Source organism: Streptomyces sp. QH1-20, from assembly GCF_041283565.1.
GTDB lineage: Bacteria > Actinomycetota > Actinomycetes > Streptomycetales > Streptomycetaceae > Streptomyces > Streptomyces syringius.
Map to the genome: position 1 here is coordinate 7,077,059 of NZ_CP166299.1, position 13,119 is coordinate 7,090,177.

Here is a 13,119-nt window from a genome sequence, read left to right on the forward strand (position 1 = left end):
AAGTGAAAGGTTCGCGTTTCGGGAGTGCCGAATTCAACTGGTTTTTCGCGCAGTCGACGGATCAGGCCAAAGAGGCTCTGGCGCGCCGCGGTACGGCACGCTTCACTCCTGCCCCATGAGACCGAGACGACTGCTTCTCGCGCTGTGCGCCGCGGCCATCGGCCTGACGTCGGGCATGAGCCCCGCCGCGGCCGCGGAACCGCCCCCGGAGTTCGGTACCGACTGGCACGACCCGGTCACCGCCACGCCTCCCGTGGCCACCCCGAACACCACCTCGTGCAAAGTGACCGTCGCCGAGACCGAGTTCCGCGATTACACGCCCTACAAGAGCGCCTACACGCCCCCCAAAGGATGCGGCGACCGCTGGAACAAGGTCGTGCTGCGACTCGAAGGATCCGTCGCCGGACGGCAGTACGACCGCCTGGGCTACCTCCGGATAGGCGGTGTGGAGGTCCTGCGCACCTCCACACCGGAACCCTCGCCCGAGGGCATCGCCTGGAACGTGGAGAAGGACGTCACCCGTTACGCGGCGACCCTGCGCTCCGCTCAGCCCGTCGAGATGCTCATCGGCAACCTCGTGAACGACACCTACACCGGGGTCATCAAGGTCAAGGTGACCCTGACCTTCTACGCGGCCGAGGGCGGGGTGAAGCCGGCTCACACCCCGGACAAGGTCCTGACCCTGGACGGTGCGCGCACCGAAGGCGGCGTCCACGAAGGTCGCCTGACCACTCCGCGCAACAGCGAGCGGATCCTGGCCGAGGTGTACGCCACCGGCTCCGGCGGAGGCTGTGAGGAGTTCTGGTACCTCACCGTGCCGGACGCGGCTCCCTACTCGTGCAAGGCCAAGAACGGCCCGTACCGGGAAGTGCAGGTCTCGGTGGACGGCCGGCTCGCCGGGATCGCCGCGCCCTTCCCGACCGTGTGGACCGGCGGCTGGTCCAACCCCTTCCTCTGGTATGTGATTCCCGGGCCGCGTGCCTTCGACGTCCGGCCCGTGGAGTACGACCTCACGCCCTTCGCCGGCCTGCTGAACGACGGCAAGCCGCACCGCGTCGCCATCTCGGTCGCCGGAGTGCCCGAGGGACAGAGCGGCTGGAGCACGCCCACCAACATCCTGGTCTGGCAGGACGCGAAAGCCACCCGCGTCACGGGCGCGCTCACCGCACACAAGGTGGGGGACCTCGCCAACACCACGGAATACACGCCCGGTGCGGAGCACCGACTGACCTCCGAGGGCGCGCATTCACTCACCGTCGCGGGCTACGTGGACACCTCGCACGGGCGGGTCACGACGACCGTCGCCCGGAAGGTCGCCGGTACCTCCCTCCACCGCTGGACCGAGAGCGAGTCGACCGACGCGCTGCGGGCCCGTTGGAGCGACGACGAAACGGTGACGGTCGACGGACGCGGCCCCGCGACCACGACCAGGGCCCAGCGCGCGTACAGCATGGACGGTGAGATCACCATCGGTACGGGGGGCCGGCTGCGGACGGTGATGACCATGGGCGACCGAGCGGACACGGTCACGCTGCGTGGGCACCGACGTGTGGGATGGTCGCGGCTGGACAACACCTACACGGGTGACGCGGCCTACAACCAGAACGTGCCGCGCGACCAGCGGCACGCGACAGGTGTCTCGCGCGAGCGCTACCGCCTGTACGGTCCGGGGGTCTGCTACGACCGGACCCTGGCCACGGCACAGGGGGAGCTGACGGAGGACCGACAGGGCTGCTGACCGCCCACCCCACCCAGGGCGGGTTCGCGGGGCCGGATGGCCCAGCGGGCCCGCCCTACGCGTTACCGGGCACGTGCCCGCGCGCCCTGCTGCGTGGCGTGTCAGCAGCCGCGCTCCGGGCCTGTCATGAGCTCGTCCAGCAGGCTGCCGAGCACGACGCGCTGTTCGGTGCTCAGCGGGGCGAGTATGTCCTCCACGGCCGTCCGCCGAGCCTCACGCAGCGCGCGCAGCGTCGACCGGCCCTGATCGGTGATCTCGATCCGGATGACCCGGCGATTGGTGGGGTCCGGCACCCGGCGCACCGCGCCATTGGCCTCCAGCGCGTCGACCAGCGTGGTGACCGCCCGGGGCACGACCTCGAGGCGCTGCGCCAGATCCGCCATGCGCGGTGGTTCCTCGTAGTGCGAGACGGTGCGGAGCAGCCGGGACTGGGCGGGCGTGATGCCGACCGGGTCGAGGTAACGCTTCTGCGCGCGGTGGAGCCGACGAGTGAGGCGCAGCAGCTGCTCGGCGAGCTGCCCGGACGGATCGGGAGCGGTCATGATCAACAGAATACCAGGACGCAGTGCATTGTGAGCATAGGTAACAGTGAGCTATGCTCGGTGAACGGTGGGATTCACCTCGCTGACCCGACCCCTCTGAAGGAGCCCATGCGTCACGACGAACCGGACTGGACGCCCCCGCCCACAGACCCGGAGCAACCCGCGCAGCTGCGCCGTATCCTCCGCCTCTTCCGCCCCTATCGCGGCCGACTCGCCCTCGTCGGGCTGCTCGTCGCCGCCTCCTCGCTCGTCTCGGTGGCCTCGCCGTTCTTGCTGCGAGAGGTCCTCGACGTCGCCATTCCGGACGGCCGCACCGGCCTGCTGAGCCTGCTGGCGCTCGGCATGATCGCCGCAGCGGTCGTGAACAGCGTCTTCGGCGTTCTGCAGACCCTCATCTCCACCACGGTCGGCCAGTGCGTCATGCACGATCTGCGGACGGCGGTCTACGGCCGGCTCCAGAGCATGCCGCTGGCCTTCTTCACCAGGACCCGCACCGGCGAGGTGCAGTCCCGCATCGCCAATGACATCGGTGGCATGCAGGCGACCGTGACCTCCACCGCCACCTCCCTGGTCTCCAACCTCACCAGCGTGATCGCCACGGTCGTGGCGATGCTCGCCCTGGACTGGCGCCTGACCGTCGTCTCGCTCCTTCTCCTGCCGGCGTTCGTATGGATCAGCCGCCGCGTCGGCAGCGAACGCAAGAAGATCACCTCGCAGCGGCAGCAGCAGATGGCGTCCATGGCTGCCATGGTCACGGAATCGCTGTCCGTCAGCGGGATCCTGCTCGGCCGCACGATGGGCCGTGCCGACTCCCTGACCAAGGCCTTCGAGAAGGAGTCCGAGCGGCTGGTCGGGCTCGAAGTGCGGGCGAACATGGCCGGGCGGTGGAAGATGTCCGTCATCGGCATCGTCATGGCCGCCATGCCCGCCGTCATCTACTGGGCCGCCGGGATAGCCCTGCGGGCGGACGGGACCGACATCTCGATCGGTACCCTCGTCGCCTTCGTCTCGCTCCAGCAGGGGCTCTTCCGGCCCACGGTCAGTCTGTTGTCCACCGGCGTGCAGATGCAGGCCTCCCTGGCCCTCTTCCACCGCATCTTCGAGTACCTCGATCTGCCCGTGGACATCGCCGAGCCCGAGAAGCCCGTGCGGCTGGAGAAGATCCGCGGCGAAGTCCGCTTCGACTCGGTCTCCTTCTCCTACGACCCGTCGACCAAGACGCTCTCGGACATCGACCTGTCCGTTCCGGCCGGAAGCAGCCTGGCCGTCGTGGGACCGACCGGCTCGGGCAAGAGCACACTCAGTTATCTCGTCCCCCGGCTCTACGACGTCAGTGGCGGCCGGGTGCTGATCGACGGGGTCGATGTCCGCGATCTCGACTTCGATACGCTCGCCCGCGCGGTGGGAGTGGTCTCGCAGGAGACCTATCTCTTCCATGCTTCCGTCGCCGACAATCTCCGCTTCGCCAAGCCCGATGCGACGGACGACGAGATCAGGGCCGCCGCTCGAGCGGCGCAGATCCACGACCACATCGCCTCTCTGCCCGACGGTTACGACACTCTCGTGGGAGAGCGCGGCTATCGCTTTTCCGGCGGTGAGAAGCAACGGCTGGCGATAGCCCGGACCATCCTGCGTGACCCGCCCGTGCTCGTCCTGGACGAGGCGACCAGCGCGCTGGACACCCGTACTGAGCACGCCGTGCAGAAGGCCATCGACGCCTTGTCCGAGGGGCGGACGACGATCACCATCGCGCACCGGCTCTCCACGATCCGCGACGCCGACCAGATCGTCGTCCTTGACGGCGGTTGCATCACTGAGCGCGGCACCCACCAGGAACTCCTCGCGGGTGCGGGCTCGTATGCCGCGCTCGTCCGGCGCGATACGCGGCTGACGGCAAAGGTCTGATCCCCCTCAGAGGGTATCGAGTTCGATGGCCTCGGCCATGGTCCGGTAACCGGCGTCGTTGGGGTGCTTACGGTCACCACAGTCGTATGCCGGGTGAAGCACCTGGGGGTCGTCGGGCGAGGCCAGGGCCCGGTCGAAGTCGGCGACCCCGTCGTACTCACCGGAAGTGCGGATCCAGTCGTTCAGCGCCACACGCTTCGCCTCGGCCGACGGAGTGTGGTACTCCGAGCCCTTGAACGGCAGGATGGTCGCGCCGATGACCTTGATGCCACGGCTGTGAGCGCGCTCGATCAACTGTCGATATCCGGCTGTCAGCTCCGCGACCGACACCTCCGGGTTCGGCTTGTACGTCGGCAGGTCCACCTCGCTGAAGCCGATGTCGTTGAGTCCCGCGAACACCACCACGGAGCGGACACCGGGCTTGTCGAGAACATCGCGTTCGAACCGGTCCACGGCCCGGTCGCCGTACCAGGCGGAGTCGTTGAGCATGAGGTTTCCGCCGATCCCCGCGTTGACGACGGCCAGTGGCCGACCTGCGGTGGTGAGGCGCTCGGCAAGCGCGTCGGGGTAGCGGCGGTTCGCCCCCACGGTGGATCCGAAGCCGTCCGTGATGGAGTCCCCGAAGGCCACCACCGTCTCGAAGGGGGTGGCGCTTCCCGACAGCTCGACGTCGGAGAGGTAGTACCAGGAATGCGTGACCTCGCCGAAGCCCTCACCGCCGACGTCGGCCGTGCGGTCGCCTGTGGCGCGGTAGCTGTGGGCATACGCCTGCGAGTGGAATGTCGAGGGCCCGGTGGGCTCCTCGAAGTACAGGGTCACGGTCACCGAGTCCAACGGTTCGACCAGCAGTCCCGTCGCATCGCCGGCGGTCTCACCACCGGCGGGGATCACCACCGATGAAGCCCCCTCGAAAGTCAACTGCCTCATGGTGCCGGGGCGGGTGGCGGCGCCCTCATCGGTCAGCGCGAGAGTCGCGGCGCTGACGACCAGGGGCTCGCTGCCGAACCGGTTCGACAGACGGATGCGGGCCGCTGTGCCCTTTCCGGTGACGCGGACGATCTGGCGCACGGACTGCCGAGCGAATCCGGCCTCCGACCAGTTCTCCTCGAAACCGCTGCTCGGCCGCTGTACCGGTGCCGACCAACCCGCCGACCACAGCGTCGCCGTGTTCGCCCGGCTCCCGGCCTCGCCGAGCGCCGAGGTCGTAAAGTCGTGCTCCTGGACGGAGCGCTGTACCTGAACAGTCATGATCAAGCCTTCCTCGCGTGATGTGCGGTGCTGAGGAAGAGCCTGCTATTCGAAGATCGCCCCACCCAGCCCTCTGCGCTTGGTAGGCACCCGGTGCGTACCACTGGCAGGGTCACCTTCGGGATCCGACAGCGTGCGTCGCTCATGCGGGCCGGTCTGCGAAGTCGTCGAGAACTCGGCCCGGATCGCGGCCGTATGCTCACCGGCGGCGGGCACCGCGCCCATGGCCGCTTCCCTGCCCCGTACCTCGACGGGCGGCAACAGACCGCGCAGCGGCCCTGCGGGCGAGCCGAAGTCACGCCAGCGCTCGCGCGCCGTCAACTGCGGGTGGTCGGCGAACTCCCCGACGGTACGCAAGCGGGCATTGGCGATGCCGGCGCCGTCGAGGAGCGCGAGGAGCCCGTCCGCCGTATGACGGGCGAAGACCGCCTCCATGACGGCCGTCAGTTCGTCGTCGTGTGCCCGGCGCAGCGGATTGTCGGCGAAACGCGGGTCACGGATGAGCTCGGGCTGCCGCAGCACCTGCGAACAGAGGGCCGCCCACTCGCGGTCGTTCTGCACGCTCAGGAACACGCGTGCGCCGTCGCCGCACGCGTAGTGCCCGTACGGGGAGATGGTCGGGTGCCGGGCCCCGCTGCGGGCGAGGGGCGCGCCTCCGTACGCCTGGGCGAAGTACGGGTGCCCCATCCACTCGGCGAGCGCGTCGAAGAGGGAGACCGACAGCGCCGAGCCCCGGCCTGTGCGCTCGCGCTCGTACAGCGCGGTCAGTATGCCCGTGTAGGCGTACATCCCCCCGGCGATGTCCGCGATGGAAATGCCCGGCCGGGCCGGAGCGTCGGGGCTGCCGGTGATCGACAGCAGTCCGACCTCACACTGGACCAGCAGGTCGTAGGCTTTCTTGTCGCGATAGGGACCTTCGGGGCCGTATCCGGAGACATCACAGGTGATCAAGCGTGGATCGCGGGCGCGCAGTGTCTCGGCGCCGAGGCCCAACCGGTCGGCCGCGCCGGGGCCGAGGTTCTGGATGAAGACATCGGCGCGGGACAGAAGCCGGTCGAGCAGCGACCGGTCCGCGGATTCCTTCAGGTCGAGGGCCACACTCTCCTTGCCCCGATTGATCCAGACGAAATAGGCGGAGAGCCCCTTGACGCTCCGGTCGTACTCGCGGGCGAAGTCACCCCGGCCCGGTCGTTCAATCTTGATCACGCGCGCACCGAGGTCCGCGAGCTGGCGGGTGGCGAACGGCGCGGCGACGGCCTGCTCGAGGGCGACGACGGTGATGCCGTGCAGGGGCAGTTCCATCACTCCTCCTTTATCGGCGTGATCATATGACCGGGCCTGTGGACAGTTCACCACCCGTCGGCATCGGGCCTTCTACTCTGGCGCTCATGGGATCAAAGAGACCACCACCCAAGGGGCGTTGACGGAGGCCCTGGCCGCGAAGCTACCGGGCTGGGCGGAGTCGGTAGGTGTAGCTGTAGTCGTGGTCGGTGTGCAGCAGGTACCGCTCCAACGGCCGAGCACCCCAGGAGTCGTTGCCACCCACGCCCGTCTGGCGATGGTTGACGCTCAGGATCGTGTCGTCGCGCCACCTCATCTCATGCGGGTGTCGCGGACCTTCGAGGTCGAAAGGCGTGCAATGAAGAGCACTGATCTCCAACAGGCCCCCGCCGTCCACGGGTTCGGCCAGCACGGACAGGCCCGTGCCGTCCCGGTCGGTCAGCGAGGCGCTGCGCACATCCGTGACATTGCCGATGGCCTGAGGACGTGCGTACGGCAACACCGGCGCGTCCGTCGAGCGGCTGTAGCGGCCTACGAACGCGCTGTCGCGGCGGTCCTGATAGTTCTCGTGCGGCCCGCGCCCGTACCAGCCGAGCGTTCCGAAGCGGCCCGGCACGGTCAGCAGCGCACCCACCACCGGCAGGTCCGGGAGCCCCGGCCCGGGCATGAGAGTGTGCCGGACGCGCACTTCGCCGTCACCGAGCACCGTGAAGACGGTCGTCCACCGGGAGGCGGCAGGAGCGGTGGGCAAGGCGGCGACGATGGTGAGAACCACCTCGGCGGGAGCCGGCTGCTCGACGTCGATCGAGGTGACCGCACGCCTCGCCCCCGCGTCACGCCAGGTACCGGACGAGACCTGGGCGCCCCGACCGATGTCATTGTCGGTCGGGGCGCGCCAGAAGTTCGGGACCGGCCCCTCCACCAGCAGAGTCCGGCCACGGTAACGATAGGTGCTGAGCGTGCCGGCTGCCGCGTCCAGGACGAGTTCGAGATCGGCCCCGGTGACGGTGATCGCGTGAGGGGTCCGGACGACCGTGAGGGCGGGCAGTGCGGCCACATCGCGCGCGGCGGGTGCCGGGGAGCGCCAAGGGAGCGCGAGCTGCTCCGCGGCGACGATGTGACCGGCTTCGGCCCAGCGGGTCGCCTCGCGGAGGACGAAGGCGATGTTGAGCCAGTACTCCGCGCCGGGCTCCGGTTTCTCGGGGCGCTCCCACGGCAGGCGGACGATCGTCGACTCACCCGCTCCGGTCCTGGGCGCGGCGAGCGTGCCGTGCTGGACGGGCTCGCCGTCGCGGGTGACCTCCCACCGCAGGTCGTACGCCTCAAGGCCCGTGAACAGCTGGAGATTGGTCACCTTCACCGTCCCGGCCGCCAGATCCGCGGCCGAGACCCGCACCGCCTGGTAGACCTTCTTCACCTCGTGCAGAGCCGGGTGCGGGGTGCGGTCCGCGGCGACGAGACCGTTGCAGCTGAAGTTTCCGTCGTCGGGGTGGCCCGGATGCCAGTCGCCGCCGAAGGACAGGTACGTGCGGCCGGGTGCGCCCGGCACCGGCAGACGGATCGCCTGATCGGCGAAGTCCCAGATGAATCCGCCGTGCAGATTCGGGTGGGCGTCGATGACGTCCCAGTACTCCCGGAGATTTCCCGTGCTGTTGCCCATGGAGTGCGCGTACTCGCACAGAAGGTACGGCTTGGGGTTGCCGGACCTTCCGTACGCCTCGACGGCGGCCGGATCGGCGTACATACGCGACTCGACATCGGCCACCGCGTTCATGCCCTCGTAGTGCACGGGCCGGGACGGGTCGCGGTCGTGCACCCAGTCGGCCATGATCTGGAAGTTCTCGCCTTGGCCGGCCTCGTTGCCCAGCGACCAGACCACGACGCACGGATGGTTCTTGTCACGCTCCACCATGCTGCGGAGCCGGTCGACACAGGCCTCGGTCCACTCGGGAAGGCTCGCGGGCAGGACATCGCGCAGATCGTGCGTCTCCAGGTTGGCCTCGTCGATCACGTACAGGCCGTACTCGTCGCACAACTCCAGCCAGCGCGGGTGGTTGGGGTAGTGCGAGGTGCGGACGGCGTTGATGTTGTGCTGCTTCATGATGCGGATGTCCTCGATCATCCGCTCTTCGGGGACCGCTTGGCCGTGGTCGGGGTCCCACTCGTGGCGGTTGACTCCGCGGAAGACGACGGGCCTGCCGTTGACCGTCAGTTCACCGGGGCCGTAGCCAATGGTGCGGAAGCCGACACGGGTGCGGCGGATGTCGAGGGTGTCGCCCTGCGCATCGGTCAGCTCCAGGGTCAGGACGTACAGGCAGGGTTGTTCGGCCGACCACAGAGAGGGGTGGGCGACCCGGGCGCTCAGCTCGACGGTCGCCTCACCGGACTCGTCGAAGCGGGCGGGCGCGGTCCGGGACAGGACTGGAGAACCCCCGGCATCGTGCAGGGTGGCCCGGACGCGGTGGTCGCCGGGTCGCAGCTCCGGATCCGCCGACCGCAGTGTCGCGGACACCTTGAGGTCCGCGTCACGGACGTCGCGGTCCAACTCGGTACGGACGAACAGGTCGTGCACCTGCACGAGGGGGACGGAGTAGAGATACACGTCACGGAAGATGCCGGACACGTCGATCATGTCCTGGTCCTCCAGCCAGCTCCCGTTGCACCAGCGGTGGACCTCGACGGCCAGGGTGTTCTCTCCCGGGCGCAGACAGGGGCTCACGTCGAATTCGGCGGGCGTGTAGCTGTCCTCGCTGTAGCCGACCCGTCGGCCGTTGACCCAGACGTAGAACGCGGATTTGACGCCCTGGAAGGAGATCAGGACCCGGCGCCCGGCCCAGTCGCGCGGGAGGGTGAAGGTACGGCGGTAGGAGCCGACCGGGTTGAAGACGGTGGGCACGTGCGGGGGAGTGGGCTGCTCGTAGCCGATCCACGGGTACCGGACGTTGAGGTAGACCGGTTCCGGGTAGCCCTGCATCTCCCAGTTGCCCGGCACGGTGACGTGGTCCCAGCCACTGTCGTCGAAGTCGTCCTCGGCGATGCCCTTCGGGTGCTCGGCGGGGTTCGGGGACCAGTGGAATCGCCAGACGCCGTTGAGCGATCGGTAGTACGGCGAGTCGGCACAGTCGCCGGCGAGGGCGGAAGGGAGATCGGCGAAGGGGATGAGCCGGGCGCGGGCGGGCTCCCGGTTCACCTGGAAGGTCTCGGGACCGGCCTGCCATTCCTCGCCCGCGATGGCCGGGAGGCGGTGGTTCGAAGAGTTCGGTCGTCGTGCGCGCATACGTCAGCTCCAAGGAGGGACGTCGGGAGAACAGGACGCGGGGACGGGACACGGCAGCCACATACGGGGGAAAACCGCCGAAGAGCACGAAGGGCCAGGATCGGACAGGACGCCCGCGCCCCACAAGTCCCGCGCCCGGCGGGGCTCACATCGACCGAGGATCGCCGTTCACCAGAATCACTTCGAGGGTGCGCGGACCATGGACGCCCTCCACCCGGTCCAGTTCGATGTCGCTGGTCGCGGACGGCCCCGAGATCCAGGTCAGCGGCCGCTCGGGAGCCAGCCGTTCGAGGGCCTGCGGCACCGAGTCCACCACCTGGTCCGCGATCCGCACCACGCACAGATGGTGATCGGGCACGAGTGAGATGCGCCGACGACCCTGGTCCGGGCCCGAGTCGAGGACCACCGTGCCGGTCTCGGCGATGGCCAGCGCGCATCCGGTGACGACACTGTCCACGCTGTCCAGCTCCCACGGCGTCAGAGCCGGCGCGTCCGGCACCAGGTCCACTCGGGCTCCGGCCAGCCATCCGCGCGGCAGCCCGGTCGGCACGACCACACGGCGGGCCCCACGCGAGACGAGCAGCCGCCCCAGGAGCGGGGGCAGTCCGGCCGGGTCCGTGCGGTGCACGAGGGCGCGGTAGTCCTCGAGGTTCTCGGCGAGGAGGTCCACGGATTCGGCGGGTGTCCGCTCGGCGTGTGTGCGGAGATAGTCGCGGACGACGGGGTGGTCGCGCGGGCGCTCGTGCCGCGGCACATCCGCCAGCGCGCGCCGGATCCGCCCGAGGATCCGTTCCCTGCTCGCGTCGCCGCCGACACCGCCGGAACCGGCGCTCATGAAACCTGCTCCCGGGACCGGGTGCTCGCCGGTCCGCCTCGGGTGCGGGCCCACCAGTCCCGGAACGACTCGGCGGGCATCTCGGGCAGCTCACGGGAGTCCGTCCAGGCGCGACCCGGCCCGGGCAGCCGTCGTGGGTGGAAACGGCGGGTGCGGGCGGCGAGGCGCTGACCGTGCCGGAGCACGGCGGGGTGGTCGAGGACCCAGCCGGCGGTTCGCATCAGCGCGCGTTCGGCGGCGTGCTTCCTGGCCGGTTTGATGACGGTTCTCGTGCCGCGGACCGTCACCTCGCCGCCCTCCACGACCCGCTCGCGCAGATGAACGAGGACCTCCGGGATGTCGATGGCGACCGGGCACACCTCGTAGCAGGCGCCGCACAGGGAGGAGGCGTAGGGAAGGGACTCCTCCAGCGGGGAGGTGAGGCCACGCAGTTGCGGTGTGAGGATCGCGCCGATCGGGCCGGGGTAGGGCGAGCCGTACGCGTGCCCGCCGGCCCGCTCGTACACGGGGCAGACGTTCAGGCAGGCCGAACAGCGGATGCAGCGCAGTGCCTGGCGGCCGACCCGGTCGGCGAGCGTGTCGGTGCGGCCGTTGTCGAGCAGCACGAGGTGGAAGGCGCGTGGGCCGTCCTCGGCGGTGGTCCCGGTCCACATCGAGGTATACGGGTTCATGCGCTCGGCGGTCGAGGAGCGGGGGAGCAGTTGGAGGAAGACTTCCAGGTCCTGCCAGGTCGGCACGGTCTTCTCGATGCCGACGACCGAGATCAGGGTCTCCGGGAGGGTGAGGCACATCCGGCCGTTGCCCTCGGATTCCACGACCACGAGGGTGCCGGTCTCGGCCACCATGAAGTTGGCACCGGAGATCGCGACCTTGCAGCTCAGGAACTTCTCGCGCAGATGCAGCCGGGCGGCCTCGGCGAGATCGGCGGGACGGTCCGTGAGCCCTTCCGGTGCCGGGCGCCCCCACTGCGCCATCCGGTCGCGGAAGATGTCGCGGATCTCGCCGCGGTTGCGGTGGATCGCGGGGACCAGGATGTGCGAGGGCAGATCGTCGCCGAGCTGCACGATCAGCTCGGCGAGGTCGGTCTCGTACGCCCGGATCGCCGCCGTTGCGAGGGCGGCGTTGAGGCCGATCTCCTGGGTGACCATGGACTTGACCTTGACGACTTCGCGCTCGCCGGTGGCGCGCACGAGGTCGGTGACGATGCGGTTCGCCTCGGCGGCGTCCGCCGCCCAGTGGACGGTGCCCCCGGCCCGGGTCACGTTCTCCTCCAACCGCACCAGATAGTGGTCGAGGTGACGCAGGGTCCGGTCCTTGATGGCGGCTCCGGCGGCGCGCAGCTGCTCCCAGTCGTCCAGCTCGGCGACGGCCGCGGCGCGCTTGGCGCGGATGGTGTGCGTCGCGTGCCGCAGGTTGGCGCGCAGCCCGCCGTCCCGGGTCGAGACGGCGGCGGCGCGTGGAAAAGCGGGCATGCCCAGGTACGTCGCGTGGGCGGAGCCGCCCATAGGGCTCACGGGACCGCTCACAGGACGCTGCCTTCCGTGCTGGCGAGGATCTCCGCGATATGGACGGGGCGGACGGTGGAGCCTCTGCGGGCGAGCGTGCCGCCGATGTGCAGAAGACAGGAGTTGTCGACCGCGCACATGGCCGCCGCACCGGTCTCGCTGAGCGCGCGGGCCTTGTCGGCACCCATCGCGGCGGAGACGGCGGGATTCTTGATGGCGAAGGTGCCACCGAAGCCGCAGCATTCCTGGGCCCCGGCGGGCTCCCGCAGTTCGATGCCCCGCACCTTCTCCAGGAGCCGCAGTGGCCGGTCGCCGAGGCCCAGTACCCGCAGTCCGTGGCAGGTGGGGTGGTAGGTGACGGTGTGGGGAAAGTGCGCCCCGACGTCCGTCACCCCCAGGACATCGACCAAGAACTCGGTCAGTTCATAGGTCTTGGCCACCGCGCCCGCCGCCGCCTCGGCCATCGCGTCGCCCCGCCCCTCGGCGGCCGCCTTGGCGGCGATCCGGGGGTAGTTGTCGCGGATCATCGCCGCACAGGAACCGGACGGGGTGACCACGTGGTCGACGTCCTGGAAGGCGGTGGCGTAGCGGCGCATCAGAGGCTCGGCCTGATGGCGGTAGCCCGTGTTGAACTGCGGTTGACCGCAACAGCTCTGCGCCATGGGGAATTCGACCTGAACGCCGAGCCGCTCCAGCAGGGTGACCACGGCCTGACCGGTGCGCGGGTAGAGCGTGTCATTGACGCAGGTGATGAACAGCCCCACACGCATGATTCCTCGTCGCGCGGC

At 69.5% G+C, this 13,119-nt stretch carries 9 protein-coding genes; 2 read left to right on the top strand and 7 right to left on the bottom strand.

Going from position 1 to position 13,119, the window contains the following annotated elements; translation table 11 throughout:
- Positions 1-115 precede the first annotated feature (115 nt).
- Positions 116-1,738: a peptide-N4-asparagine amidase gene (locus tag AB8O64_RS31880; RefSeq protein WP_370423027.1), complete on the top strand. Its 1,623-nt coding sequence runs from the start codon at positions 116-118 to the stop codon at positions 1,736-1,738.
- Positions 1,739-1,839: 101 nt separating this feature from the next.
- On the opposite strand, the gene AB8O64_RS31885 is transcribed toward AB8O64_RS31880, so the two are convergent.
- On the bottom strand, positions 1,840-2,280 hold the full coding sequence (locus AB8O64_RS31885; RefSeq protein WP_365369665.1) for a MarR family transcriptional regulator: 441 nt from the start codon (positions 2,278-2,280) through the stop codon (positions 1,840-1,842).
- Positions 2,281-2,388: 108 nt separating this feature from the next.
- Here AB8O64_RS31885 and AB8O64_RS31890 point away from each other — a divergent pair, with 108 nt between their 5' ends.
- Positions 2,389-4,185, top strand: a complete 1,797-nt coding sequence (locus AB8O64_RS31890) for an ABC transporter ATP-binding protein (protein WP_370423029.1) — start codon at positions 2,389-2,391, stop codon at positions 4,183-4,185.
- A gap of 6 nt (positions 4,186-4,191) precedes the next feature.
- Here the strand turns inward: AB8O64_RS31890 and AB8O64_RS31895 are convergent, their stop codons facing one another.
- From AB8O64_RS31895 to AB8O64_RS31920, 6 genes are all read right to left on the bottom strand, one after another.
- Entirely contained in the window at positions 4,192-5,433 is a 1,242-nt protein-coding gene (locus AB8O64_RS31895; protein ID WP_370423031.1) for an SGNH/GDSL hydrolase family protein, read from the bottom strand.
- 45 nt (positions 5,434-5,478) lie between these two features.
- On the bottom strand, positions 5,479-6,735 hold the full coding sequence (locus AB8O64_RS31900; RefSeq protein ID WP_370423032.1) for a CaiB/BaiF CoA transferase family protein: 1,257 nt from the start codon (positions 6,733-6,735) through the stop codon (positions 5,479-5,481).
- 142 nt (positions 6,736-6,877) lie between these two features.
- Positions 6,878-9,991: a glycoside hydrolase family 2 TIM barrel-domain containing protein gene (locus AB8O64_RS31905; RefSeq protein ID WP_370423033.1), complete on the bottom strand. Its 3,114-nt coding sequence runs from the start codon at positions 9,989-9,991 to the stop codon at positions 6,878-6,880.
- A 145-nt stretch (positions 9,992-10,136) separates the two neighbouring features.
- Entirely contained in the window at positions 10,137-10,826 is a 690-nt protein-coding gene (locus AB8O64_RS31910) for a lactate utilization protein C (RefSeq protein WP_370423034.1), read from the bottom strand.
- On the bottom strand, positions 10,823-12,331 hold the full coding sequence (locus AB8O64_RS31915; RefSeq protein WP_370423036.1) for a lactate utilization protein B: 1,509 nt from the start codon (positions 12,329-12,331) through the stop codon (positions 10,823-10,825). The genes AB8O64_RS31910 and AB8O64_RS31915 overlap by 4 nt, the downstream gene beginning before the upstream one ends.
- A gap of 17 nt (positions 12,332-12,348) precedes the next feature.
- Positions 12,349-13,101, bottom strand: a complete 753-nt coding sequence (locus AB8O64_RS31920) for a (Fe-S)-binding protein (protein ID WP_370423037.1) — start codon at positions 13,099-13,101, stop codon at positions 12,349-12,351.
- Positions 13,102-13,119: the final 18 nt, after the last annotated feature.

Bases quoted from the DNA above. Each gene is read 5' to 3' on its own strand.
- AB8O64_RS31880 (WP_370423027.1), top strand. From the start codon at position 116: ATGAGACCGAGACGACTGCTTCTCGCGCTGTGCGCCGCGGCCATCGGC.
- AB8O64_RS31885 (WP_365369665.1), bottom strand. From the start codon at position 2,280: ATGACCGCTCCCGATCCGTCCGGGCAGCTCGCCGAGCAGCTGCTGCGC.
- AB8O64_RS31890 (WP_370423029.1), top strand. From the start codon at position 2,389: ATGCGTCACGACGAACCGGACTGGACGCCCCCGCCCACAGACCCGGAG.
- AB8O64_RS31895 (WP_370423031.1), bottom strand. From the start codon at position 5,433: ATGACTGTTCAGGTACAGCGCTCCGTCCAGGAGCACGACTTTACGACC.
- AB8O64_RS31900 (WP_370423032.1), bottom strand. From the start codon at position 6,735: ATGGAACTGCCCCTGCACGGCATCACCGTCGTCGCCCTCGAGCAGGCC.
- AB8O64_RS31905 (WP_370423033.1), bottom strand. From the start codon at position 9,991: ATGCGCGCACGACGACCGAACTCTTCGAACCACCGCCTCCCGGCCATC.
- AB8O64_RS31910 (WP_370423034.1), bottom strand. From the start codon at position 10,826: ATGAGCGCCGGTTCCGGCGGTGTCGGCGGCGACGCGAGCAGGGAACGG.
- AB8O64_RS31915 (WP_370423036.1), bottom strand. From the start codon at position 12,331: ATGGGCGGCTCCGCCCACGCGACGTACCTGGGCATGCCCGCTTTTCCA.
- AB8O64_RS31920 (WP_370423037.1), bottom strand. From the start codon at position 13,101: ATGCGTGTGGGGCTGTTCATCACCTGCGTCAATGACACGCTCTACCCG.